Genomic DNA, 23,138 nt, shown 5'->3' with positions numbered 1-23,138 from the left:
TTTGTTTCAGAGATAGCTGATGATGTACCATCCTCCATATTCCAAAACGGTTAATTTGTCAACTACACTGGCATCGTTGTCGAAGCCGCCAGTTCCTCTAACCGTTCCTGCTGATCCTGACTGATGCAAGATTGAATCACTTCCTCGATATCCCCTTCCAGGGTACTCATTAGAGTAAAATTCTGACCTAAACGGTGATCCGTCACCCGGTTATCCTTGTAATTGTAAGTGCGAATTTTTTCCGAGCGCGCACCCGTTCCGACCTGCGATCGGCGCATCGAAGTCACCGCTTCCTGTTGTTCCGCCAACTTCAAATCGTATAACTTCGCCCGCAAAATTTGCATCGCGCGTTCTCGGTTTTGAAGCTGCGATCGCTCCTCCGTACAGAAAATCCGGATCCCCGTGGGTTTGTGGAACAAATCCACCGCCGTCTCCACCTTGTTCACGTTTTGACCCCCAGCGCCACCCGATCGCGCCGTCGTCAATTCAATATCCTTCGCGTCGATGTGGACCTCCACCTCATCCACCTCCGGCATTATCGCCACCGTTGCTGTAGAAGTATGAACCCGACCTCCCGCTTCAGTAAGCGGCACGCGTTGAACCCGATGCACTCCCGCCTCAAACTTGAGCTTGCTATAAACTTGCTCTCCCTGAATTTCCAGGATTGCCTCTTTAAATCCACCCATATCCGCCGTGGACTCGCTCAACATCTTCACGCGCCAGCCTTGAGTTTCAGCATAGCGCGAGTACATCCGCACCAAATCCCCCGCCCAAATACTAGCTTCATCTCCCCCAGTTCCAGCCCGAATTTCTAACATGATGTTTTTCTCATCATTCGGGTCCCGAGGCAGCAGCAAGATCTTCAGCCGTTTTTCAAGCTGTGTTAACTGCTCATCCAGCTCCGCTACTTCCATAGCTGCCATCTGTTGCAATTCCAAATCGCTACTGGCTTCCTTGAGGACCTGCCTTGCGCCAATTAACTCCGCTTCCGTATTTTTCCAATTTTCATAAGTATTCACCACTTCCTCCAAGGAGGAACGGGCTCTCGCCACTTTTTGAAACTCGTTCGGGTCTCTGGCGATATCGGGGTCCGCCATCCGTCGAGTCAATTCGTGAAAAGTTTGTTCAACAGATTTTAATTTATCGAGTAGATAAGTTTCGGCCATAGAGCAGTCCTCAGTCTAGAAAGTAGGGAGCGCGTGGATCTCTAGCGGTTAGCTGATTAAACCATAGCAAAATATCAATTTGCTACTCCTCACAGCTAACAGCTAAAATACCCGGGCTACTTCTTAGTATTTTGACCGCTTTCTCCACTGGTCGAAGTCATCCCGTACTTCCGACGGAAGCGTTCAATCCGTCCTTCCGTATCGATCACCTTTTGGGTGCCGGTATAGTAAGGATGATTTCCGGACCAGACATCTACATGAATTTCCGGTTTTGTCGAACCCACGGTCATCACAACTTCACCGTTGCAAATGACTTTAGCTTCTGGATACCATTCGGGATGAATTCCTGGTTTTGGCATGGTTTTGTTCTCCTTGAACCCGTCGCTTGTTCTGTTTTATTTTAGCCTTCTGTATCATGATCAGCAGTCATTTGTCATTGGGGAAATACCAACAGCCAATGACAAAGGACAGTTGACCCAACTCCTTAACGTTTGGAGTATTGAGGGGCCTTCCGAGCTTTGCGAAGACCGTATTTTTTCCGTTCTTTAGCACGAGGGTCCCGGGTGAGAAAGCCTTCCACTTTCAGAGGATGGCGATTTTCAGGATCGAGTTCGCACAGCGCACGAGCGACGCCTAAACGAATCGACTCAGATTGTCCGGTTAACCCACCGCCCCGGACATTCACCAGGACGTCATATTCATTTTCCAGGCCGAGGGTTTCCAAGGGGGCTTTGGTTGCACCCAGGTAACCCGCGTTGTACTGAAGATAGATTTCTGCCGCTTTGCCATTGATAGTTACCGTGCCGTTACCTGGAACGAGGCGCACCCGGGCGACAGAAGATTTCCGACGGCCCGTCCCCCAATACATGACGCGGCCACTTTGTTGGATTCCTTGCATTAAGAATTACCTCCTGGAATAGTGTTGATGGTCAAAGTTTCAGGTTTTTGAGCCGAGTGAGGATGCTCGCTTCCGGCATACACATTCAACTTGGTGAACAACTGCCGCCCCAAGCTATTTTTGGGTAGCATTCCTTTCACCGCTTGCTCGATAATTCTCTCGGGCAAGCGATTTTGTAGTTTGGCAAAGGTTTCGGTTTTCATGCCGCCCGGTCTACCGGAATGACGGCGGTAGAGTTTTTGGGTGCGTTTTTTGCCGGTGACTTCAATTTTTTCAGCGTTGACCACGATGACGAAATCACCTGTATCCATGTGAGGGGTATAGGTGGGTTTATTTTTACCGCGCAGGATGCGGGCAATTTCCACAGCCAACCGGCCCAGACGCTGGTTGGCGGCATCGATGACATACCACTTTTGCTCGATGGAGCCTTGTGGTGGAACGTAAGTTTTGTTCATGGTTAGTTTGTAGGTATCAGTTGTCAATGAGCTGGGCTAATGGGTTGCAATGGAGGCAACTGCCTCAATCAGGACCCTTGCTTCGCCGGACCTTGGACTGAATATTGAATGAAAGCTCTATGGCAGCTTCATAAGGGAGGGACTCAGGACAAACTCTGGCATCGTATCCCACCAAATTTCAGGGGGAAAGGGAGACTCAGGGTAGGCCACTCGCAATAAGCATAGACCCTGGGCGGGTGCTGCATATTTAACTTCGGAGCGACGCTCATTCACCCATAGGTCTTTAAAGGATGAAGGGTCTCGCTCCGATGTCCCGACTTCAACCAGCAAGCCAACCAATAGCCGCATCATCCCATAGAGGAACCCATTGGCTTGCACTTCGATCTGAACGAATGGACCCTGGCGATCGCATTTGGCTTCCTGTACCTCTACCCAGGAATGCTGGCGCTGCGACCCAGCCCGGTGAAAGGCTGCCAAATGATGATGACCCACCAAAGGGTTCAGGGCTTCTTGAATCAAGGATTCATCCAGGGGTGCATAATAATAATGCCAAGAAAACGGGCGCACAAACAAGTTGGGTTGCTTGTCGGTATAGAGGATGTATCGATAGCGACGGGAAACCGCCGAAAATCGAGCGTGCCACTGGGAGTCTACCGCCGCCGATGCCAGGACCAAAATATCGTTGGGGAGACGACTATTAAGGACCCCCGCCCATCTTTCCGGTGGAATCGGACTGCTGGCTTCAAAATGAGCCACTTGAGCGGCTGCATGAACCCCCGTATCCGTTCTTCCGGCAGCAATCACGCGAGTGGGTTGCTTGAGGACACCGGCCAGTACCGTTTCGATCTCCTCCTGTACCGTCCTTTGGTTCGGTTGCCGTTGCCACCCATGAAAATGAGTGCCCAGGTATTGAATGACCAGGGCAATTCTTTGGGTCAGCATCGTAGGATTGGAGGATTTATGGGAAACATGAGGGTTTAGCGCAAAGATTTTAGGGTTAAAACAACTAAAACCAGGGCGGCTAAAAATCCTGAGATTCGCTTAGACTAGCTCGATAATTGCCATGTCTGCATTGTCTCCCCGACGGGAAACAGTTCTCATGATCCGAGTGTAACCGCCTTGGCGATTTCCATATCTCTCTTGAGCTTTTTCAAACAGGGCGTGAACGAGCTGTTTATCATACACATAACCCATCGCTTGACGACGAGCGGGTAAGGACCCATCTTTGGCTAGAGTGATCATTCGTTCAGCTTCGGAGCGCACGGCTTTAGCTCGAATTTTAGTCGTCGTGATGCGACCATGACGAAGTAGCTCTGTAGTCAGCGCTCTTAGCAAAGCTTTACGCTGATCTGCTGGTTTACCTAATTGGGGAACGCGACAACGGTGGCGCATAATGAAGTATCAACGATGTAGGTTGAACGATAAAGGATGAACTATAAATTATAAGCGCTTGACTGACTTTAGGGAAGTAAAAAGTGTGAAGTGTAAAGGATGAAGTCAGAGGGTTTCAGACTTTACACTTAACACTTGACACTTGGCCGCTTAAGTGCTGGTTTTAGCTGACTTTTCTTGGGGCAAGGTAATCCCTAAGCGCTTTTGCAATGCTTCGATGACTTCTTCTGCCGACTTTTGACCGAAGTTTTTGATTTCTAAAAGATCTTCTTGACTGTAGTCGAGTAGATCCGCGACTGAATTAATTTGCGCCCGTTTGAGACAGTTGTAAGCTCGCACGGAAAGTTGCAATTCTTCAATCGGAATTTGACTGGTCGGGTCGGCTTCTGTTGGCGATTCTTCGAGCATTGACTCGATCGTGATATCTTTGAGTGGAGAAAACAGATCCACTAGGATGCTGGCGGATTGACTCAGCGCCTCTTGGGGCGAAATCGAGCCATTCGTCCAGATTTCCATAATCAATCGGTCTTTCTCCAAAGAGCCGCCTACCCGTGCATCTTCAACGCTGTAGTTGACTTTGCGAACGGGCATGAATACAGCGTCTATCAAGAGAAAGTCTAACGCCGCGTTTTCATCTCGACTCCGGTCCACTGCTCGATATCCTTTGCCCTTTTCCACCCGAAATTCCATTTCTAAGGTGGAACCCTCGGCAACGGTGGCGATATACTGGTTGGGATCGATCGACTCGACCTCTGAGGGTAAATCAAACCGACCTGCGGTTACTGTTGCCGGACCTTGAACCAGTAAGCGTCCGATTTGCGGTTGGGGTGAGTAGCTTTTGAGGACGACTTCCTTCATGTTCAGTAAAATTTCCAGAACATCTTCTCGGACGCCCTCAATTGTGGCAAACTCGTGATTGACACCGGCAATCCGGACCGCGCTAACCGCTGTCCCTTCCAAGTTAGAAAGCAGCACTCTGCGGAGGGCATTCCCTACCGTTGTGCCTTGACCCCGTTCTAACGGTTCCAGTAAGAATTTGCCATACTGGGACTGGTCTCTTTCAGTGTTTGACTCTACACACTCAATCTGAAACTGCGCCACGGAGTGACCTCCCTTCTCCTCGATCCATCGAAGGCCAGTTTAGCCTCCCTCGTTTAATGCTGATTCGCTCCTCATTGGCTGAGGATGTGACGATCGCTCGGAGTGATGACTCAGGAGTTATTTGTTTTAAATCCCTCATCTGCACTCAATCCTGATGTCCGAATCTTGTTTGTCTGACTTCGTTTTTTCCAAGGCTAATTGAGCCAATGTTTAAACTCTACGGCGCTTGGGTGGACGGCAGCCATTGTGCGGAATGGGGGTGACGTCCCGAATCAAGGTGATTTCTAGGCCCGCACCTTGGAGGGCGCGGATGGCAGTCTCACGGCCTGAACCGGGACCACTAACCATGACCTCAATTTGACGCATTCCCTGCTCAACTGCACGGCGTGCTGCGTTCTCTGCTGCGGTTTGAGCGGCAAAGGGAGTTCCTTTTTTCGCACCTTTAAAACCACTAGAACCACTGGTTGCCCAAGAAATTACTTCTCCGCTAGGGTCAGTAATCGTGACAATGGTGTTATTAAAGGTGGACTGAATGTAACCCACTCCATTAGGCACATTCCTTTTTTGCTTCCGCGAGCCAGTTTTTTTGGTTGTTTGTCGCGCCATATCGATCGCAATCGCAATAGTGAAGGTTTAAATGATTGAGAGTCAGTAAGAAGTTCGGCTTGATGAAGCCGAACCTGATTCGAGATTGAATCGTTCTTACTTCTTGGAAGGGGCTTTTTTCTTGCCAGCCACGGTGCGCCTTCCACCTCGACGGGTTCGGGCATTGGTCCGAGTTCTTTGTCCGCGTACCGGGAGTCCCATGCGATGGCGGCGACCCCGATAGCAGCCGATGTCCATCAAACGCTTGATGTTCATGGACTCTAAGCGTCTGAGATCCCCCTCGACTTCGTAATTTTTTTCTAAGTCTTCCCGGAGGGTGGTAACCTCGGCATCGGTTAAATCTTTGACGCGGGTATCTGGATTGACCCCGGTGCGCTCCAAAATTTGGTGGGCTCGCGTTGGCCCAATCCCATAAATGTATTGTAGACCTATCTCAACTCGCTTATCGCGAGGAAGATCTACTCCGGCAATTCGTGCCACGCTCGTTTTCTCCCTCTACTGGTTAGTATGTTTCTACAACGGTGAGCAATTCTAAATGCCAGAATTTAGGGCATTTATGAATTGATTAGACGGGTCTTGATCTAACCCTGACGTTGTTTGTGCTTTGGATTGGAACAAATGACCATGACTCGACCGCGACGACGAATGACGCGGCACTTCTCGCAAATCTTCTTGACGGATGCTCGAACTTTCATTTCTCTTTGAGCAGCGCTACAAACTTCATATTATATCAATTTTTGCCAGAAATGACAAAAATAGGACCGACTTGTTTTTATCAGGATTTTTAGGGATAAGCTAGAAAGAATCCTTACTTCTTACGAAGACGGTAGGTGATACGACCTTTAGTTAAGTCGTAGGGGGTCAGTTCTACTTTGACGCGATCGCCCGGAAGAATTTTGATGTAATTCCGGCGAATTTTTCCCGAGATGTGGGCGAGTACGTTAAACCCATTGTCTAGGTCTACCCGAAACATCGCGTTAGGGAGGGATTCGGTAACCGTCCCTTCCATCTCGATTAGATCTTGTTTAGCCAAGTTGTTTTTACCTCAATGCTAGAAATACAGTCAATAGCGCTCGGGCGATCCATCCCGATCCGATGGCGATCGCACTGCTAAAAATTTTTCACGAATAGCTCATAGAGCAGTCCGTCAGATATCTTAGCAAAAATAGCGTCAGATCGACCCAGGCAGGGGGGAAGTTACACCAGTCACTGCCACCGGAAACAGCAGCAATCGTAACTGGGTAACTCCGGCATTTAAACCCCATTTCCCGGTGGCATTTTTTTTCAACTGGTGACTACTTTATTCAGAATCGCCGCAACTGCCTCAATCGGCGAATTGCCATTGATAGCAATCAGCCGACCCCGCTCTCGATAATAATCAATCACCGGCATCGTTTGGGCATAATAGACCCGTAAACGACGAGCGATCGTCTCATCCCCATCATCACTGCGGCCTCGTCCATGCAAGCGATCAATCAACTGTTTGTCAGGGACTTCCAAACTAATAGCTGACTTACATTCTTGCTGAATATCATCCAGAAGATGATCTAAAAATTCAGCTTGAGCCACATTCCGGGGAAACCCATCCAGAATCCATCCCGATTGAGTGGCATCCGGTTGAGTCAGGCGATCGCGAATCAGATCTAACAGCAGCGAATCCGGAACCAACTCCCCGCGATCCATATACTCCTTAGCCTGATTGCCTAAATCAGTCTGTTGCTCAACTGCGGTCCTCAAGATATCCCCAGTCGAAATATGGGGAATATTATGAGATTGGGAGAGGATCTGAGCTTGAGTTCCCTTCCCGGCTCCAGGAGGACCCAAAAAAATTAGTCTTGTCACTATTGCTTCACCATTCCTTCATAGCGCTGGGAAATCACATAGGTTTGAATTTGTTTGGCCGTATCGATCGCCACCCCCACTAAAATCAGCAGAGACGTTGCGCCAAACCCCTGGAAAGTCCGCACACCTGTGGCACTTTCGACAGCAGTTGGGACGATCGCCACCATTCCCAGAAAAATGGCTCCCAAAAACGTTAATCGGTTGAGTACCCGCTCTACATATTCCGTCGTCGCCCGTCCCGGACGAATCCCCGGAATACTGGCCCCCATTTTTTTCAAATTCTGAGCCATGTCTACGGGATTAACAATCAATGAAGCGTAGAAATAGCTAAAAAACAGAATTAACGTCAAATAAAACGCCACATAAACAAATGGAGCGGGACCATTCGGACTCAAATAAGACGAAATCGTAATCAGCAACTCATTTTTAGTAAATTGAGCCACAGAAGCAGGGAGAATTAACACCGCCGATGCAAAAATGATCGGCATCACCCCCCCTTGATTTAATCGCAAAGGAAGATAGCTACTTTTCTCCCGGTAAAGCTTCCGTCCGACCTGACGACGAGCCGAAATAATTGGAATTCTTCGAGTCCCTTCTTGGACAAAAACAATCCCAACAATTGTGATTAAAAAGACCAAAGTCAGAATCAAAACGGGACCGACAATCGCTTGGTTTTCCCGAGCCAGAGCCAGGGTTTGACCCAAAGAATTCGGGAGAACCGCCACAATATTGACAAAAATCAATAAAGAAGCACCATTGCCCACCCCCCGTTCTGTAATCAGCTCAGATACCCACATCACAAACATCGAGCCAGTGGTCAATGCCACCGCAGTTTGCACGTAGAATAAAACACCTGGATCTGGGTTTTCGGCAAAAGCGCCAACCCACAGAGCAATGCCAGCACTTTGCAGCAATGCCCACCCCAAGGCGACATAACGAGTAATCTGAGAGATTTTGCGCCGACCCGCTTCCCCTTCATTTTTTTGTAAATCTTCTAAAGAAGGGAGAGCAGAAGTCAGTAATTGCATAATAATGGAGGCATTAATATAAGGCAGGATCCCTAGGGCAAAAATCCCTAAAGCTCGTAAGCCACCCCCAGAAAACAGGTCCAAAAAACCAATCAGCGGACTGCCATCAATATTGGCTTGAAATCGCGCGCGATCAATACCAGGAACTGGAATCCAAATGCCTAAGCGCACCAAAACTAACATACCAATGGTGAGGAGCAGCCGACCTCGCAGGCCCGCTGCTCTAGCCATCTGCATGAAAGTCTCCTGAGCGGTTGGTGCTTTATCTCGACTAACAACCATTAAGGAGTACCTCTACTGTTCATTGCAGCGCTCCGTGTCCTTGTCGTAGGATCAATGCCCCTAAGGTCATATCACCCTAGGATTTGGCATCACTGGTTTCACAAGTTCCACCGGCAGCTTCGATCTTGGCTTTGGCTCCTGCGGTAAAGGCAGCAGCTTTCACATTCAGCGGAACATTGAGGTCCCCATCTCCCAAGATTTTCAGCGGCCCATCATTGGTGGTAATAATGCCCGCTTCCATCAGGGACGCTAAGGTCACTTCACTGTTAGCGGCCAATGATGCCAACTTACTTACGTTAATCGTAGTGTATTCTTTGCGATTGACGAGGGGAAAGTGCTTGAGCTTAGGCAAGCGGCGATACAGGGGCTGTTGTCCCCCTTCAAACCCAGGACGGGTGCTACCCCCGGCTCTCGCTTTTTGACCTCTCATCCCTTTACCAGCGCTGGCACCTTGACCGGCAGAAATACCGCGAGCCAAGCGCCGTTTCCGTTTTTTAGACCCGGCTTTGGGTCCTAGTTCATGTATTCTCATTTTTTTCCCTGTGTCTGTAACTTGACTCGGTTCAAGCTGATGGCGATGGATTAGGCGTACAGCTTGTCAACGGAAATGCCACGCTCGTCAGCGACTTCAGACAAGGTTCGCAGACTGACTAGGGCATCGATCGCAGCTCTAGCATTGTTCAGCGGGTTGTTAGACCCCAACTGTTTGGCGAGAATATTGCGAACTCCGGCTAATTCAAGCACGGTGCGGACTGCACCCCCGGCAATTACCCCGGTCCCAGGTGCGGCGGGACGCATCATCACTTTAGCTCCGGTGGCACTGCCATCGACGCGGTGAGGAATGGAGTTAGCTTTGGTGAGAGGTACTTCGATCAGGTGCTTTTTGCCATCGGCAACGCCTTTTTTAACGGCGCTGATCACATCACTGGCTTTACCCACACCGACTCCGACTTGACCGCGTTCGTTACCGACAACAACGATCGCCCGGAAGCTGAGTTTTTTACCGCCTTTGACGACTTTAGTAACTCGGCGAATCTGAACGACCCGCTCTTGCCAGTCTGTTTCTTTTTCCCGAGTGCGGGCGTTTTTTTTACGACGTTCTGCCATAGTTTTTTGTCAGGAATGATTGTTGCTATTCGTTCGGTGTTGGTGCGTTGGCCGATTCGCTCGGTTTGAATCGCTCTTGTGGGACGAGATTATCCCGGGCTATAGGGCAACGCGCAACTGCCGACACTTAGGCGACTTTAGAACTTTTTAGAACTCTAAACCCGCTTCACGAGCCGCTTCTGCTAGGGCTTTTACCCGACCGTGGTACAGGTTACCGCCGCGATCAAAGACGACTTTTTGAATACCTTTTTCCCGGGCGCGATCGGCGATCAGTTTGCCGACTTTGGCTGATGCATCACAAGTGGCTCCTGTCTCTAATTCGGCTTTCAATGCCGGGTCGAGGGTGGATGCCGCCGCTAGGGTTTGGTGTTGGGTATCGTCAATCACTTGCGCATAAATATGCTGGTGAGAGCGAAATACAGATAACCGAGGACGTTCTGGGGTGCCGACGACCCGACGTCGCACGCGCCGATGACGGCGTTCAATAGATTCACTGCGAGTCAGCTTCATAGTTTATTTCTTACCTGTCTTCCCTGCCTTGCGTCTGACTTGTTCGCCTGCATAGCGAATTCCCTTACCTTTATAGGGTTCGGGGGGACGGACGTCCCTAATTTTGGCAGCGGTATTGCCAACGATTTCTTTGTTGATGCCGCTGACAATCACGTTGGTGTTGTTTTCAACGGCGACTGAAATGCCTTCGGGGGGATTAATTTCCACGGGGTTGCTATAACCAACGTTGAGAATTAGGTTGCGCCCTTGGACTTGAGCGCGATAGCCCACCCCTTGAATTTCCAGTCGTTTTTGAAATCCTTCAGAGACCCCTTGAACCATGTTGGCGACCAAGGTGCGGCACAATCCATGACGTTGACGGGCGGCCCGAGACTCGTCCCGACGGGTGATTTGGATGGTTTCGCCTTCTTGTTCAACGATGACTTCGGCGGGTAGCTCTCGGGAAAGTTCGCCTTTTGGCCCCTTAACGGAGACCTTTTGCCCATCAATGGATATAACGACTTTGGCCGGTATATTAATGGGTCGCTTACCAATACGAGACATAGTTTTCCTCTTTCTTTACTTGTCGAGATTTAAGCCGTAAGGTCAGAATTGAAGGGGGCAGGGTGCTGCTTCCCCTTGCAGTGGATTCAAGACCAATTCACGGGAAAAATCTCAAACTACCAGACATAGCAAAGCACTTCACCGCCTACACCTTGACGACGGGCGTCGCGGTCGGTCATGATGCCCGATGAGGTGGAAATGATGGCAATTCCAATGCCGCCTAAAACGCGAGGGAGTTCTTTCCGATTGGAATAGACTCGCAGACCGGGTTTACTGACCCGTTTTAAGGCTTTGATAATAGGTTGACGATTTTTGCCTTTGTATTTCAAGGCGATCGCCAGTTTTTTATCGACCCCTTCCCCAACTTCTTCAAATTCGGCAATAAAGCCTTCTTCTTGAAGAACTTTGGCGATGGAACGGGTCATGTTTGTGGATAGAACTTCTGTTTTTTGGTGCCGTGCTAGGCTTGCATTGCGGATGCGTGTAAGCATGTCTGCAATCGTGTCGTTAGCCGCCATTTTTCGCTCCTTATTCCCCTGTTAATTATCCTTCTTTGAAGGGCATTCCCATTTCTTTGAGTAAGGCGCGGCCCTCTTCATCCGTTGTTGCCGTTGTGATGATGGATATGTCCATACCCCGAATTTGGTCAATCCGGTCGTACTCTACTTCTGGAAAAATTAATTGTTCTCTGACGCCCAAGGTGTAATTACCTCGTCCGTCAAAGCTTTTGGGACTAATGCCGCGAAAGTCCCGAATCCGAGGTAGTGCTAAACTTATGAGGCGATCGAGGAAAGAATACATCCGATCGCCCCGGAGGGTGACCATCATTCCTACAGGCATTCCTTGACGAATTTTAAAGCCTGCGATCGCTTTCTTCGCCCGAGTCACCACGGGTTTTTGTCCCGCAATTGTAGCGATTTCGGCCAAAGATGATTCTAGCGCTTTCGCATTGCTAGACGCTTCCCCTAAGCCTCGGTTAATGGTGATTTTCACTACCTTTGGCACCTGATGGATATTGGTGTACTTAAACTGTTCCATCAGTTTGGGGACGATCGTTTCTTGGTACCGCGTTTTGAGTTGAGTGGTCATGAGTTTTTACATCCTTAATCCCTGGTCTTGGTCAGGGCATCCTTATGTTTGAAGATATAGAGCGGTGGGGTAGGGCAAGAATCCCTTACCCTTCGTCCCTTGCCTAATCAATAATTTCCCCGGTTTTCTTGAGCATTCTCACCTTCCGTCCATCTTCGGTAAAGGTGTAACAAATGCGGCTTGCCACTTTTTCTTTGGAAGAATAAAGCATGACATTTGAGCTATGAATTGGAGATTCAAAAGTCTCAATCCGACCTGATTCTCCTTCTTGCTGAGGTTTAACGTGCTTTGTTTTCACGTTAACGCCTTTCACAATCACTTGGCTCTTGGTCGGAAAGGTTTTCATGATTTCTCCAACCTTTCCTTTTTCTTTCCCGGCAATAATCTGCACCGTATCGCCGGTTTTGACGTGCATTTTATAGCGCGTCAGTGCAGTGTTCCGTTGTTTAGCCATTTACAGCACCTCCGGCGCTAAGGATACGATTTTGGTGTAATTTTTATCGCGCAATTCGCGAGCAACGGGGCCAAAAACGCGGGTTCCCTTGGGGTTACCGTCGGGGTTAACAATCACGGCGGCATTGTCATCAAAGCGAATGCTCATCCCACTATCGCGACGTAATCCTTTGCGGGTGCGCACCACAACAGCACGCACAACATCAGATTTTTTAATCGGCATATTGGGAATAGCATCCTTGACAACGGCAATGATCACGTCACCAACACCGGCATAGCGTCGGTTGCCCCCGAGGACGCGAATACACATTAACCGCTTAGCACCGCTATTATCGGCAACGTTGAGATACGACTCTTGTTGAATCACCTTCAGTCTCCGTGGTTCTTAGATTTGGGCGGCACTATTGAGAATCTCAATCACTTGCCAATGTTTTGTGCGACTGAGGGGGCGTGTTTCCTGGATGCGGACGCGATCGCCCTCTTGGCATTGATTCTCCTCATCATGCGCTTTGTAGCGCTTGGTTTTGACGACAATTTTGCCGTACTTGGGATGAGGGCTTCTATTTTCGATCGCCACAACAACGGTTTTATCCATCTTGTTGCTGACGACTACACCAACTCTTTCTTTAACTGCCATGTCACTTAGTTTGTTATTCGGCGGTGGATTCGGCGTTAGCCCGTTTGCGTGCGCCTTCCAGTGTGAGCAACTGAGACAGTTGGTGTCTCTTGTGCTTGAACAGGTGGGTTTTTTCCAACCGGCGCGTAGCTTTTTGCAGTCTGAGCGTAAATAATTCCCGCTTCAGGCTCAAAATCTGCTCGTTGATTTCCTCATCGCTCAAGTTGGCGATGTCTGCCATTTTGGGAAAAGCCATTTTCTTACTCCCCTTCTCGCGAAATGAACTTGGTTTTAATCGGCAGCTTATAATCCGCCAACCGCATGGCTTCCCGGGCGGTTGCTTCCGGAACGCCACCAATTTCAAACATAATGCGACCGGGTTTGACCACAGCCACCCAAAATTCGGGAGACCCCTTACCAGAACCCATCCGGGTTTCTGCTGGACGCATGGTCACGGGTTTATCTGGGAAGATGCGAATCCAGATCTTGCCACCCCGACGGATATACCGGGTCATGGCTCGACGGCTGGCTTCAATTTGGCGGGAGGTAATCCAACAAGGTTCTAACGCTTGTAGGGCGAATTCACCGAAGTTAATTTCATTACCCCGAGTTGCGAGTCCTCGCATCCGCCCGCGCTGTTGCTTGCGAAATTTCGTTCTTCTAGGACTTAACATGATGTGGTAATCGGTAATGGTTCATAGAGCGGCTAAGGGAGGCGATAGCGTGCGTTCTAGCGGTGGGATACCGCTGGGTCAAGCGTTCGCTCCCTACCCTTGCTGATCTCTTACCCTTCATTGGAGCGGTCTTCAAATTGCTGACGGCGTTTTTTGCCGCCTCGGGGCCGAGGACCTGCACCCGCTGCTGCGGTGACTTCCAGTTCTTGTCCGGGGATGATTTCTCCCTTGAAGGTCCACACTTTAACGCCGAGAATCCCATAAATGGTACTGGCGGTGCGGTAGGAGTAATCAATATCGGCGCGTAAGGTATGCAGAGGTACTCTGCCTTCGCGAGTCCATTCGGTCCGAGCAATTTCTGCCCCGTTGAGGCGTCCGCTGACTTGGACTTTGATGCCTTCAACCCCTGCTTTTTGAGCCCGTTGAATGGCTTGCCGCACGACCCGACGGAAGGAAACCCGGCGTTCGAGTTGGCTGGCGATGTATTCGGCAATCAAGGTTGCATCAGCATCCACTCGGGCCACTTCCACAACATTGATGCGGATTTGACGGTTACTGCCTAGCATTTCTTGCAGTCCGGTCCGTAAGGACTCGATGCCACTGCCACCCCGACCCACAACCACACCCGGGCGGGCGGTGCGAACTTCCAGGTCGATCTGGTCGGCTTTACGCTCGACCCGAACATCGGAAATGCCCGCGTTGTTTAAGGTGCTGTGGACATATTGGCGAATTTTGTAGTCTTCTTCTAAAAGTTCGGGGTAGCGATTGCTATCCGCGAACCACCGGGAGCGGTGTTCTTTGGTCACACCAAGCCGGAAACCCGTTGGGTGTATTTTCTGTCCCACGTTCTGTGCGTCCTCTACTTACCGTAAAAACTAACCCGTGTTTCGTAAACCGTAAAGTCAAGACTTGGGCTTACTTAGCACGTTTACGTTTGCTGTTCTATTCGTCGTCAAGCTCGGGAGCGACGGCAACGGTGATGTGACAGGTCGGCTTGCGAATCATGTAAGCCCGTCCCTGCGCCCGAGGCCGGAATCGCTTGAGAACCGGGCCACCATCGGCATAAGCTTGAGAAACCCATAAGGTAGCTGGATCAAGTCCGCTGTTATGCTCTGCGTTGGCTGCTGCCGATCGCAGAACTTTACGAATCGGATCGCAAGCACGATAGGGCATGAATTCGAGGATGATCAGCGCTTCGCGATAGGAGCGACCTCGAATTTGGTCCAGGACTCGCCGTACTTTGTACGGAGACATCCGAATATAACGCGCGATCGCTTTGACTTCTGTTGAGGTATCAATAGCCATAGTTTTCTCCGTTGTCCAAAGTCCTTTGTCGTTTGTCGTTTGTCCTTTGTTGTTATTAAAGAACGTTTAACATTAGACTCCGAACTAGCGATGCAGCTCTACTTATCGCCGTTGACTTTTTTTATCGCCTTTGGCGTGTCCCCGGAAGGTCCGAGTCGGGGCAAATTCCCCTAATTTATGTCCGATCATCTGTTCGTTGATATAGACCGGCACGTGCTGACGTCCGTTATGGACGGCGATCGTATGACCGAGCATATCAGGAATGATGGTCGAAGCTCGTGACCAAGTTTTAATGACCTGTTTGTCGCCTTTGGCATTCAATGCTTCGATTTTACTCAGCAAATGATCGGCTACAAAAGGTCCTTTTTTCAGTGAACGACTCATAAGTCAGTGATAGTTTCTCAAAAATGAACCCAGAAGAATTAAAGAATAAAGTTTTAATTCGTTTATTCTCAACTCTCTTGTCTTGATGATTAAGACTGCCGACCGCCCTTGCCGCGCTTGGAGGTTTTCCGACGCTTGCGGACGATTAAGGCGTTACTTAATTTTTTCTTCTTGCGAGTCTTCCCACCTAAAGCAGGTTTACCCCAAGGTGAAACTGGCCCACTTCTACCAATCGGTGCTCGTCCTTCACCCCCACCATGTGGGTGGTCTACCGGGTTCATGACGCTCCCTCTAACTTCGGGACGGCGACCGGACCACCGTTTACGGCCCGCTTTACCGAGGCTGATGTTTCTAACATCGATGTTGCCGACTTGTCCGATAGTGGCGTAGCACTCTTTCCGGAACATCCGAACTTCACCAGAGGGTAACTTCAGGGTGACAAAATCCCCTTCTTTGGCTTGCACCTGAGCCCCTGCACCGGCTGACCGCACGACTTGCGCTCCACGACCGGGGGTCATTTCGACGTTATGAACGACTGTACCCAAGGGCATTTTTTCCAAGGGGAGGGCGTTGCCAACTTCGATGGGCGAGTCAGGTCCGGAGACGATATGAGTACCCACTTGTAATCCTACGGGGTGTAGGATGTACCGCTTTTCACCATCCTGATAGAAGAGGAGGGCGATCCGGGCGTTACGGTTGGGGTCATATTCGATTTCAGCGACTTTGGCGGGAATATTATGTTTATCCCGACGAAAGTCGATTTGCCGATAGAGGCGTTTATGTCCGCCCCCACGATGACGGCAGGTAATTACCCCGCGATTGTTCCGTCCTTTTTTCCGGTGCTTTGACTTGGTTAGGGATTTTTCGGGAGTGTCGCGGGTGATTTCGTCAAACTCGGAGACACTGTACTGGCGTGTGCCAGGTGTGTAGGGCCGATAAGTACGGATACCCATAATTTAAAGTTTTGGTAACACTGCTTGATTTGCCATTGAATCCCAGAGGCACTTGGCGGAGTTCGAGTGGAGAGGGTGGCGATACCGCCCACTCCTAACCGGGCATCCGTTACACTTCTGGGAAGAAAATGTTTTGCAGGGAATCACCCTCGGCTAAGGTCACGATCGCTCTCTTGTAATGAGGCTTATACCCGACAAACTTCCCGACTCTGCGCTTTTTCGGGGGTCTGTGCATGGTATTGACGCTGACTACCTTAACCTCAAAGAGGTGTTCGATCGCCGCTTTGATTTGGGGTTTGGTGGATTTGGCATCCACATCAAAGACGTATTTGTTCTGCTCCATCAGCAGGGTCGCTTTTTCGGTGACGATTGGGGTCCGCACCAAATCGGCCAGCTTTCTGAGATTATCTTCAGCCACCGTAGACCTCCTGAACTTTGGCTAGTGCTGCTGCTGTGGTTATGATTTTGTCAGCGGCAACGAGGTCGTACACATTTAACTGGTTGACGGCAATCAGTTTGATGTTCTCGACGTTGCGTGCTGATAAATAAACGTTGTCGTCTCGTTGGTCAACGATTAACAATACTTTCGAGTCTGGCTCGACACCCCACCGGGCGATCGCACTGAGGAGATCTTTGGTCTTAGGACGGGGCAGCTTATCTGCAAATTCCTCGACGACGATCAGGTCTTGGCTGCGGCTGATGAGCGCGGTTCTCAGGGCGAGTCTCCGCTCTTTCCGATTCATCTTGACTTCATAATCTCTGGGTTTGGGTCCAAAGATGACGCCGCCGCCTCTCCATAAGGGAGAACGAATTGAACCAGCCCGCGCTCGGCCTGTTCCTTTTTGTCTCCAGGGCTTTCTACCCCCGCCTCTGACTTCCGCCCGGGTTTTGGTCGATGCCGTTCCCTGACGCGCCTGGGTTAGTTGCCGAGTTACCGCTCTATGAACGATATGCGAGGCGTTCTCTTCAGAGGCTACTCGCAAATCGATCGTCGCTTCGGAAACTTGTTCGCCTTCCCAGTTTCTGACTACACAATTAACCATATCTCTCTATTCCCGTTTTCTATGCTTTATGAATGGGGAATTCATTCTTTTCTCGCCGGGCTGCTATTTAGCTCGGCCTACATAATTGGCTGGCTTAATATTAAGCAGGGCACCGGGTTTTCCCGGAAGCGCTCCCTTAATCAGCAGCAGGTTCTTTTCTGCATCCACTCGCACAATTTGCAATTGACGAGTTGTGACTTGGGTTCCGCCTAAACGACCGGCCATACGCTTCCCTGGATACACGCGACCTGGAGTGGTCCCTGCACCTGTAGAACCGGGTGCACGATGGTTTTTTGAACCGTGGGACATGGGTCCGCGTTTGAAGTTATGCCGTTTTTGATATCCGGCAAACCCCCGACCGATGCTGATGCCGGTCACATCGACAATCTGGTTAGCAGTGAATCCTTCTACGGTCATTTGCTGTCCCAGTTCAAAGCTGCTGACATCATCAATACGATATTCACGCAGGTGACGCAGCGGAGGCGCTGATGATTTGACGAGATGTCCCAGTTCTGGCTTATTGATGGCCTTGGTGGTGGTTTCGCCGTATCCGACCTGAATGGCGGTGTAGCCATCGGTCTGTTTCGATTTGATCTGTGTTACGGTGCATGGTCCAGCTTGGACGACGGTGACGGGAATTGCTCTCCCTTCTTCGTCAAAGACTTGGGTCATGCCGAGTTTTGTGCCCAGAATACCGACAGCCACGGGTTTATGGTCTCCCCTTACTTAAGCACTACAAGTTTCTCGGATCGTGATGAGTTCAATTAAGAGCTCGGATCCGAATCGGGTTTCGACGCCAAACCAGTCCAAAGGTTGCCTCCAACAGCACAGCAGGAGACGGTCAGGCTTCTTTCTAGGAAGCCTTTAACTACCTTCGGGCTAGTTTGATGAGTTGGTCCGTTAGGGTGAGCGGTTGCTCGTTTGTGTTGCCTTTGACCGCACAGACTTAAGCAATGGTTTACTCAGTATCTCTGCGAGGCACTCGATCGCTTTAGCTGGTCAGACATCGTTTCGGACTGCGGACTGGCTAGGGGCGATCGCAACTAAATTTAGCTTTTCTCAACTTTCCGCTAAGGAGCAGTTGTCACTCTGTTGGTCTGGACTAACCACTATAGCGCAAAATCGGCTTTTGGGCCGCACTGGGTTTCCAATTTGAGAGCTTGGGCTTAAATTTAGCGACAATTTAATACTATAGCCGATGTTAAATACCTTGTCTAGTCCGAATTGAATAAAAATTGCCTAAAATTTTTATTTTTTTTGCAGGATCTCTGAGCCAGGGGCTGAGGGTTCTGAATCAGGGACCTATAAGAGCCCAACCCCTCACCGAATCTAATTCTAATCCCTTCTAGGCATTAAACTATACTTGGCAAAGCCTGATTGCGGTACAAAGAGAAAGTGTGGCCCGAATTTCGCCTATCGTGGCGAAGTTTCAAGGGTGCATAATCCTCGATACTCTAGGAGCGGATCACTAATCAGTCAGTATGCAGTATTAGGAGTGAATCATTATGGCATTGATTATCACGGGCAAAAAATTCATTCGCGATCTGGAACAAAATGGGTCCTTAGCGCTGTATGTGCCTTTGGAAGGGGGGTTTGAGGGTCGCTATCAACGGCGAGTTAGAGCCTCCGGTTATATCAACATTACCCTATCGGCCCGAGGATTAGGAGATTTAGCGGCCTATTTAACTGGGGTGCATGGGGTTCGTCCACCCCACCTGGGCAAAAAAGACATCCGAACTTATTTTATTCCGCCGATCGTGACGTCGCAATTGGAGGAGTTACCCCCTAAATCTAAAGGGTTGGTTGTGTGGTTGATTGATGGAATCGTTCTGTCTAATCAGGAGTTGTCCTATTTGACGGAGTTGCCGAAGATTGAACCCCGGGTGAAAGTGGTGGTGGAAGTGGGTGGCGATCGCACGGTAACTTGGAATCCCCTGAAGGATCTGTTGGTTCCGGCTCGCGCCAGCTAAGATCAGGAATCATTCACCTTGTCTTAAAAGACGCGAGCGATCGCGTCTTTTTTTTAATCCTGGGCTATTTCACCCTTTTGAAGGCTTTGAGTTAAGCTATCAACAGGAGGGGACGAGAGCGATCGCCTTGGATAACTAAGCCGATCGCAGCACTCCCAACTTAATTATCTGTTTTGCACAGACTTAGGGCTATTCTGATGCTAGATAACCGCGACTATACACTGATTATTGACAAAAGTGGCAGTATGTCCACCCCAGACCAACGCGGGGGACGAACCCGATGGCAAGAAGCACAAGAGTCTACTCTAGCATTAGCCCGAAAATGCGAAGAGTTAGACCCCGATGGCATCACCATTTACGTTTTTTCAGGCCGGTTTAAGCGCTACGACAACGTAACCGCTGCTAAAGTTGAGCAGATTTTCCAGGAAAATGAGCCTGCGGGTCGCACCGACTTAGCTGGGGTTTTACAAGATGCGCTGAATAATTACTTTAAACGAAAATCTTCGGGTCAAGCCCAAGTGAATGGAGAAACTATTTTAGCCATTACTGATGGGGAACCCGACGATCGCAAAGCGGTGATGAAAGTAATTATTGAAGCATCTCGCCGAATTGATAAAGATGAAGAACTAGCAATTTCTTTCATTCAAATTGGCAATGATCGCACCGCTACTCAATTTCTGAAAGCCCTAGATGATGATTTAATCAATGCCGGGGCTAAATTTGATATCGTGGATACTTTAACGATTGATGACATGGAAGAAATGACCTTGACTGAAGTTTTGATGAATGCCATCATCGATTAATGGATGAGCAGCTAATCCTCTGGGAAGACGGCACGGCGATCAATACCCCTGACTTAGCAAACTTTAGAGACGGTGGGAAGAGGCCGTTCTTCATCAGCCTAGTTTCTGAAAGGTTGTTAAGGCTTAGTTATCAAAAGTGAGATGTATTCTTCAGCCCAAGTCCATTCGATGCAGTTTAATTGATTCAAGCGAAAAATATCATGGTAGACAATCGCGATTATACTCTAATTATCGATAAAAGTGGCAGTATGTCTATCCCGGATCAACCGGGGGGTAAAACTCGATGGCAAGTGGCTCAGGAGTCTACTCTAGCCTTAGCCCGAAAATGTGAAGAATTTGACCCCGATGGAATTACCGTTTATTTGTTTTCTGGCCGATTTCAACGGTACGATAACGTCACAGCAGCCAAAGTCGATCAGATTTATCAAGAAAATGAGCCGATGGGACGAACCAACTTAGCAGCAGTCCTTCAAGATGCGGTAAATCAGTATTTTCAACGCAAATCATCCGGTCAAACGAAACCCAATGGGGAAACCATTCTTGTGGTAACTGATGGAGAACCCGACGATCGCAAAGCCGTGATGGAAGTGATTATTAAAGCCACCCGCCAGATGGATCGAGATGAAGAATTAGCGATTTCCATGATTCAGGTGGGGAATGATGCCCAAGCGATGCGCTTTCTCAAGGCATTAGATGATGATTTGCAAGGCGTTGGAGCCAAATTTGATATTGTAGATACGATTACGATGGAGGATATGGAAGAAACGCCTTTGAAAGAGGTTTTGTTACGGGCAGTTATTGATTAAATTGTAGTCATTACCTGGTCTGGCCGCTACGGCGGAAATTTTATTCTTGTTGAATTTAAAACACCGAAAATTATGTTGGAAAATCGAGATTATACGCTGATTGTAGATAAAAGCGGGAGTATGATGACTCCTGATGCGACCGGGGGTAAAACACGCTGGTCTTCTGCGGAAGAATCTACCTTTGCTTTATCAGCGAAATGTGAACAATTGGATCAGGATGGGATTACCGTTTATCTATTTTCCGGGCGCTTTCAACGGTATGATAATGTTACTTCAGCGAAAGTCGCGCAAATTTTCCAAGAAAATGAACCTTCTGGGAGAACTGATTTAGCATCGGTTTTACAAGATGCGGTAAATCATTATTTTAAAAAGAAAGCTTCAGGCGCGGGTAAATCTGGTGAAACGATTTTGGTGATTACTGATGGAGAACCAGACGATCGCAAGGCGGTGATGCGGGTGATTGTTGAGGCAACTCGTCAGATGGAACGGGATGAAGAGTTAGCCATTTCTCTGATTCAAGTTGGAAATGATGCCCAAGCTACTCGCTTTTTAAAAGCTTTGGATAATGAGTTAGAAGGCGTGGGGGCAAAGTTTGATATCATCGATACGATTACGATTGATGAAATGGAGGATTACACATTGTCTGAGGTGTTACTGAAGGCGATCGGGGATTAGATTGTCCTTGGGGAGGGCGTTGGCGATTGAAGAGGGGAAAATGAGGGTTTTGGTCAACCCATTGACATCGGAAAGGTAAAGGAATTAAGGCGATCGCTGCACTCTATAACTTACATTCTCCCGTTCGTTCTAGGAGCAATCGCCATCCTGCCGAAGCGAACCGCGCCAACCAATAGGCGGAAAAAGTCGTGGGCACTAACCAAGTAATGGGAAGATGGCCCACTGGCGCTGTCCGAGTAAACTTGATTTGATCCGAGTTGATCCATTGATCGCCGTTGCGCCATCCTACAATATCAGCTAACTGAGCATAGTCCCGCTCAACATCTTGATAAATCTGGTGGATGACGCTAAACCCAAAACGACCTTGACTGTGACCCCTCCACAGTCGGTCTAGGATACGCAAATCTGTACAAGGGAAGCTACGAATATCGGTTTCCGTAAGCAAACAATCGGATCGGCGATCGGCACCGGCAATTGATAGCATTAACCGTCTTGTTTCCCAGTCAGCTTCCTGCCATCTTCCTTGAGCCAATAATGGCTCTAATGTCTTATATTTAGCCAAAACATTAGCGACAAAGGCTTCATGCTGTCTGGTACGGCGCGAAATCTCGTCATTGCGTCCTTGTTCTTGATTGGAGTTCATGCCCGCAGCGTCCCTAAGAAAAAGTTGCTTAATTTTGACTATTGTATCTATTTTTAGTCTTTTTATCGCGGGGTAAAAATGTCATAATTTGGCTAGGGTCGATTGCACAATCTGGCATCTCAAATCATTGATTGTTAGTAACTACTGAAGTCAAAAATATGGATTCAATTGAAAATTTATTAGCACAAATTAAGGCAGAAAATGAAAATCCCGGGCAAAAATCTCCGGAACAAGTGGCGGCAAAACCGACATCCAACGCCGCGAATTCGCAACCGGCTAATCCTGCCAAGTTGATGTATAATTTAGACAGTTTGTTAGAGAAAGTTGAGTCGGAAGCGAAAGCGCCGAGAGTGCAGCCTTCTGTGAATGTTGAGCCGATCGCATTGGAGTCCACGTCCCGGGGATTGGGTGGACCTTTAGATCAGTTATTTGGAGATGTCAAGCAGGAGTTGGAGGCGCAAGAACAGGCGGAACAACTCAAACGAGAACAAGAACGCCAGGAAGAGGCGAAAAAGCTAGAACGTCTCAAGCAGAAACAGCGTGAAGGATTAGCCAAGCGAGCACAGGAGTGGTTGAAGAAGCTAGATCCCTATTCCGATGAAGGGTTTTGGTTCGGACAATTTGCGGAACATTATTCATCAAAGTTGGAGGCGGCGATCGCCTATTTGGAGGCAACCCCATCCGAGAAAAGGGGGGAGGGATAGAGGCATTTTGCGGGCAGATCCAGGGAATTCCTACGCTAGATATAGAGTCAAAAGAGTGAGATTTCCCTAAATCTGGAAATAAAGGCCAAG

Annotated in this window: 37 protein-coding genes; 5 read left to right on the top strand and 32 right to left on the bottom strand. The window is 49.1% G+C overall.

Translation table 11 applies throughout. From position 1 onward, the window contains the following. Positions 1-62 precede the first annotated feature (62 nt). The 31 genes from prfA to rplC all read right to left on the bottom strand — a co-directional run bounded on the left by prfA (position 63) and on the right by rplC (position 18,152). Positions 63-1,166 (bottom strand): peptide chain release factor 1, encoded by a 1,104-nt coding sequence (gene prfA, locus NG796_RS21170; protein ID WP_261209077.1) that lies wholly within the window; start codon positions 1,164-1,166, stop codon positions 63-65. 116 nt (positions 1,167-1,282) lie between these two features. Continuing rightward, on the bottom strand, positions 1,283-1,525 hold the full coding sequence (rpmE, locus tag NG796_RS21165) for a 50S ribosomal protein L31 (protein ID WP_261209076.1): 243 nt from the start codon (positions 1,523-1,525) through the stop codon (positions 1,283-1,285). 125 nt (positions 1,526-1,650) lie between these two features. Then, entirely contained in the window at positions 1,651-2,064 is a 414-nt protein-coding gene (rpsI, locus tag NG796_RS21160; RefSeq protein WP_261209075.1) for a 30S ribosomal protein S9, read from the bottom strand. Beyond that, complete coding sequence (rplM, locus tag NG796_RS21155; protein WP_261209074.1) at positions 2,064-2,519, bottom strand: 50S ribosomal protein L13; 456 nt, start codon at positions 2,517-2,519, stop codon at positions 2,064-2,066. The genes rpsI and rplM overlap by 1 nt, the downstream gene beginning before the upstream one ends. Before the next feature lie 117 nt (positions 2,520-2,636). Continuing rightward, complete coding sequence (truA, locus tag NG796_RS21150) at positions 2,637-3,461, bottom strand: tRNA pseudouridine(38-40) synthase TruA (protein WP_261209073.1); 825 nt, start codon at positions 3,459-3,461, stop codon at positions 2,637-2,639. A 99-nt stretch (positions 3,462-3,560) separates the two neighbouring features. Further along, the gene (rplQ, locus tag NG796_RS21145; protein WP_254566641.1) at positions 3,561-3,911 is read right to left on the bottom strand and encodes a 50S ribosomal protein L17; all 351 of its coding nucleotides are present in this window, start codon (positions 3,909-3,911) and stop codon (positions 3,561-3,563) included. A gap of 150 nt (positions 3,912-4,061) precedes the next feature. Beyond that, complete coding sequence (locus NG796_RS21140; protein WP_261209072.1) at positions 4,062-5,012, bottom strand: DNA-directed RNA polymerase subunit alpha; 951 nt, start codon at positions 5,010-5,012, stop codon at positions 4,062-4,064. 210 nt (positions 5,013-5,222) lie between these two features. Continuing rightward, positions 5,223-5,618, bottom strand: a complete 396-nt coding sequence (gene rpsK, locus NG796_RS21135) for a 30S ribosomal protein S11 (RefSeq protein ID WP_015148991.1) — start codon at positions 5,616-5,618, stop codon at positions 5,223-5,225. Positions 5,619-5,714: 96 nt separating this feature from the next. After that, positions 5,715-6,098, bottom strand: a complete 384-nt coding sequence (gene rpsM / locus NG796_RS21130; RefSeq protein WP_261209071.1) for a 30S ribosomal protein S13 — start codon at positions 6,096-6,098, stop codon at positions 5,715-5,717. Positions 6,099-6,199: 101 nt separating this feature from the next. Next, positions 6,200-6,313 (bottom strand): 50S ribosomal protein L36, encoded by a 114-nt coding sequence (gene rpmJ / locus NG796_RS21125; protein ID WP_006618079.1) that lies wholly within the window; start codon positions 6,311-6,313, stop codon positions 6,200-6,202. Between the two features lie 113 nt (positions 6,314-6,426). Next, complete coding sequence (gene infA, locus NG796_RS21120; protein ID WP_008191178.1) at positions 6,427-6,651, bottom strand: translation initiation factor IF-1; 225 nt, start codon at positions 6,649-6,651, stop codon at positions 6,427-6,429. Between the two features lie 251 nt (positions 6,652-6,902). Then, a complete protein-coding gene (locus NG796_RS21115; protein WP_261209070.1) occupies positions 6,903-7,460 on the bottom strand; it encodes an adenylate kinase in 558 nt (185 codons plus the stop codon). Further along, positions 7,460-8,770 (bottom strand): preprotein translocase subunit SecY, encoded by a 1,311-nt coding sequence (gene secY / locus NG796_RS21110; protein WP_261209069.1) that lies wholly within the window; start codon positions 8,768-8,770, stop codon positions 7,460-7,462. The genes NG796_RS21115 and secY overlap by 1 nt, the downstream gene beginning before the upstream one ends. A 76-nt stretch (positions 8,771-8,846) precedes the next feature. Continuing rightward, positions 8,847-9,302: a 50S ribosomal protein L15 gene (rplO, locus tag NG796_RS21105; protein ID WP_261209068.1), complete on the bottom strand. Its 456-nt coding sequence runs from the start codon at positions 9,300-9,302 to the stop codon at positions 8,847-8,849. Positions 9,303-9,352: 50 nt separating this feature from the next. Next, positions 9,353-9,877, bottom strand: coding sequence for a 30S ribosomal protein S5 (rpsE, locus tag NG796_RS21100; RefSeq protein WP_261209067.1), 525 nt, complete (start codon positions 9,875-9,877; stop codon positions 9,353-9,355). A 147-nt stretch (positions 9,878-10,024) separates the two neighbouring features. After that, entirely contained in the window at positions 10,025-10,387 is a 363-nt protein-coding gene (rplR, locus tag NG796_RS21095) for a 50S ribosomal protein L18 (RefSeq protein ID WP_261200417.1), read from the bottom strand. A 3-nt stretch (positions 10,388-10,390) separates the two neighbouring features. Further along, a complete protein-coding gene (gene rplF, locus NG796_RS21090) occupies positions 10,391-10,930 on the bottom strand; it encodes a 50S ribosomal protein L6 (RefSeq protein WP_261200418.1) in 540 nt (179 codons plus the stop codon). 116 nt (positions 10,931-11,046) lie between these two features. After that, entirely contained in the window at positions 11,047-11,448 is a 402-nt protein-coding gene (rpsH, locus tag NG796_RS21085) for a 30S ribosomal protein S8 (protein WP_015148983.1), read from the bottom strand. Positions 11,449-11,473: 25 nt separating this feature from the next. Next, a complete protein-coding gene (gene rplE / locus NG796_RS21080) occupies positions 11,474-12,019 on the bottom strand; it encodes a 50S ribosomal protein L5 (RefSeq protein WP_261209066.1) in 546 nt (181 codons plus the stop codon). Between the two features lie 103 nt (positions 12,020-12,122). After that, entirely contained in the window at positions 12,123-12,473 is a 351-nt protein-coding gene (gene rplX, locus NG796_RS21075) for a 50S ribosomal protein L24 (RefSeq protein ID WP_261209065.1), read from the bottom strand. Then, positions 12,474-12,839 (bottom strand): 50S ribosomal protein L14, encoded by a 366-nt coding sequence (gene rplN / locus NG796_RS21070; RefSeq protein ID WP_015148980.1) that lies wholly within the window; start codon positions 12,837-12,839, stop codon positions 12,474-12,476. An 18-nt stretch (positions 12,840-12,857) separates the two neighbouring features. After that, on the bottom strand, positions 12,858-13,109 hold the full coding sequence (gene rpsQ / locus NG796_RS21065; RefSeq protein WP_261209064.1) for a 30S ribosomal protein S17: 252 nt from the start codon (positions 13,107-13,109) through the stop codon (positions 12,858-12,860). A 13-nt stretch (positions 13,110-13,122) separates the two neighbouring features. Next, positions 13,123-13,344, bottom strand: coding sequence for a 50S ribosomal protein L29 (gene rpmC, locus NG796_RS21060; RefSeq protein ID WP_261209063.1), 222 nt, complete (start codon positions 13,342-13,344; stop codon positions 13,123-13,125). A 4-nt stretch (positions 13,345-13,348) separates the two neighbouring features. After that, positions 13,349-13,762 carry a 50S ribosomal protein L16 gene (gene rplP / locus NG796_RS21055; RefSeq protein WP_261200424.1) on the bottom strand — a complete coding sequence of 138 codons (414 nt, stop codon included), beginning with the start codon at positions 13,760-13,762 and terminating at the stop codon, positions 13,349-13,351. A 110-nt stretch (positions 13,763-13,872) separates the two neighbouring features. Beyond that, positions 13,873-14,607 (bottom strand): 30S ribosomal protein S3, encoded by a 735-nt coding sequence (gene rpsC, locus NG796_RS21050; RefSeq protein ID WP_261209062.1) that lies wholly within the window; start codon positions 14,605-14,607, stop codon positions 13,873-13,875. 97 nt (positions 14,608-14,704) lie between these two features. After that, positions 14,705-15,067: a 50S ribosomal protein L22 gene (rplV, locus tag NG796_RS21045; protein WP_015148975.1), complete on the bottom strand. Its 363-nt coding sequence runs from the start codon at positions 15,065-15,067 to the stop codon at positions 14,705-14,707. A gap of 102 nt (positions 15,068-15,169) precedes the next feature. Next, positions 15,170-15,451 (bottom strand): 30S ribosomal protein S19, encoded by a 282-nt coding sequence (rpsS, locus tag NG796_RS21040; protein ID WP_261200427.1) that lies wholly within the window; start codon positions 15,449-15,451, stop codon positions 15,170-15,172. Between the two features lie 89 nt (positions 15,452-15,540). Further along, positions 15,541-16,404 (bottom strand): 50S ribosomal protein L2, encoded by an 864-nt coding sequence (gene rplB, locus NG796_RS21035; RefSeq protein WP_261209060.1) that lies wholly within the window; start codon positions 16,402-16,404, stop codon positions 15,541-15,543. Between the two features lie 109 nt (positions 16,405-16,513). Next, positions 16,514-16,822 carry a 50S ribosomal protein L23 gene (locus tag NG796_RS21030; protein ID WP_015148972.1) on the bottom strand — a complete coding sequence of 103 codons (309 nt, stop codon included), beginning with the start codon at positions 16,820-16,822 and terminating at the stop codon, positions 16,514-16,516. Continuing rightward, entirely contained in the window at positions 16,815-17,447 is a 633-nt protein-coding gene (gene rplD, locus NG796_RS21025; protein ID WP_261209058.1) for a 50S ribosomal protein L4, read from the bottom strand. The genes NG796_RS21030 and rplD overlap by 8 nt, the downstream gene beginning before the upstream one ends. Positions 17,448-17,510: 63 nt before the next feature. Next, positions 17,511-18,152 carry a 50S ribosomal protein L3 gene (gene rplC / locus NG796_RS21020; RefSeq protein ID WP_261209056.1) on the bottom strand — a complete coding sequence of 214 codons (642 nt, stop codon included), beginning with the start codon at positions 18,150-18,152 and terminating at the stop codon, positions 17,511-17,513. A gap of 800 nt (positions 18,153-18,952) precedes the next feature. Between rplC and NG796_RS21015 the strand changes: the two genes are divergently transcribed. From NG796_RS21015 to NG796_RS21000, 4 genes are all read left to right on the top strand, one after another. After that, positions 18,953-19,417 carry an NAD(P)H-quinone oxidoreductase subunit N gene (locus NG796_RS21015; RefSeq protein ID WP_261209054.1) on the top strand — a complete coding sequence of 155 codons (465 nt, stop codon included), beginning with the start codon at positions 18,953-18,955 and terminating at the stop codon, positions 19,415-19,417. 197 nt (positions 19,418-19,614) lie between these two features. Then, on the top strand, positions 19,615-20,220 hold the full coding sequence (locus NG796_RS21010; RefSeq protein WP_261209053.1) for a vWA domain-containing protein: 606 nt from the start codon (positions 19,615-19,617) through the stop codon (positions 20,218-20,220). A gap of 200 nt (positions 20,221-20,420) precedes the next feature. Next, entirely contained in the window at positions 20,421-21,026 is a 606-nt protein-coding gene (locus NG796_RS21005; protein ID WP_261209050.1) for a vWA domain-containing protein, read from the top strand. Positions 21,027-21,098: 72 nt separating this feature from the next. After that, the gene (locus NG796_RS21000) at positions 21,099-21,701 is read left to right on the top strand and encodes a vWA domain-containing protein (RefSeq protein ID WP_261209049.1); all 603 of its coding nucleotides are present in this window, start codon (positions 21,099-21,101) and stop codon (positions 21,699-21,701) included. A gap of 103 nt (positions 21,702-21,804) precedes the next feature. Here the strand turns inward: NG796_RS21000 and NG796_RS20995 are convergent, their stop codons facing one another. Next, positions 21,805-22,344, bottom strand: coding sequence for a GUN4 domain-containing protein (locus NG796_RS20995; RefSeq protein ID WP_261209047.1), 540 nt, complete (start codon positions 22,342-22,344; stop codon positions 21,805-21,807). Between the two features lie 158 nt (positions 22,345-22,502). Here NG796_RS20995 and NG796_RS20990 point away from each other — a divergent pair, with 158 nt between their 5' ends. Further along, positions 22,503-23,048, top strand: a complete 546-nt coding sequence (locus tag NG796_RS20990; RefSeq protein ID WP_261209046.1) for a salt stress protein, Slr1339 family — start codon at positions 22,503-22,505, stop codon at positions 23,046-23,048. The last annotated feature ends 90 nt before the right edge of the window (positions 23,049-23,138 follow it).

Source organism: Laspinema sp. D2d (assembly GCF_025370755.1).
Lineage (GTDB): Bacteria > Cyanobacteriota > Cyanobacteriia > Cyanobacteriales > Laspinemataceae > Laspinema.
This window is presented reverse-complemented; position numbering and strand designations above follow the sequence as displayed.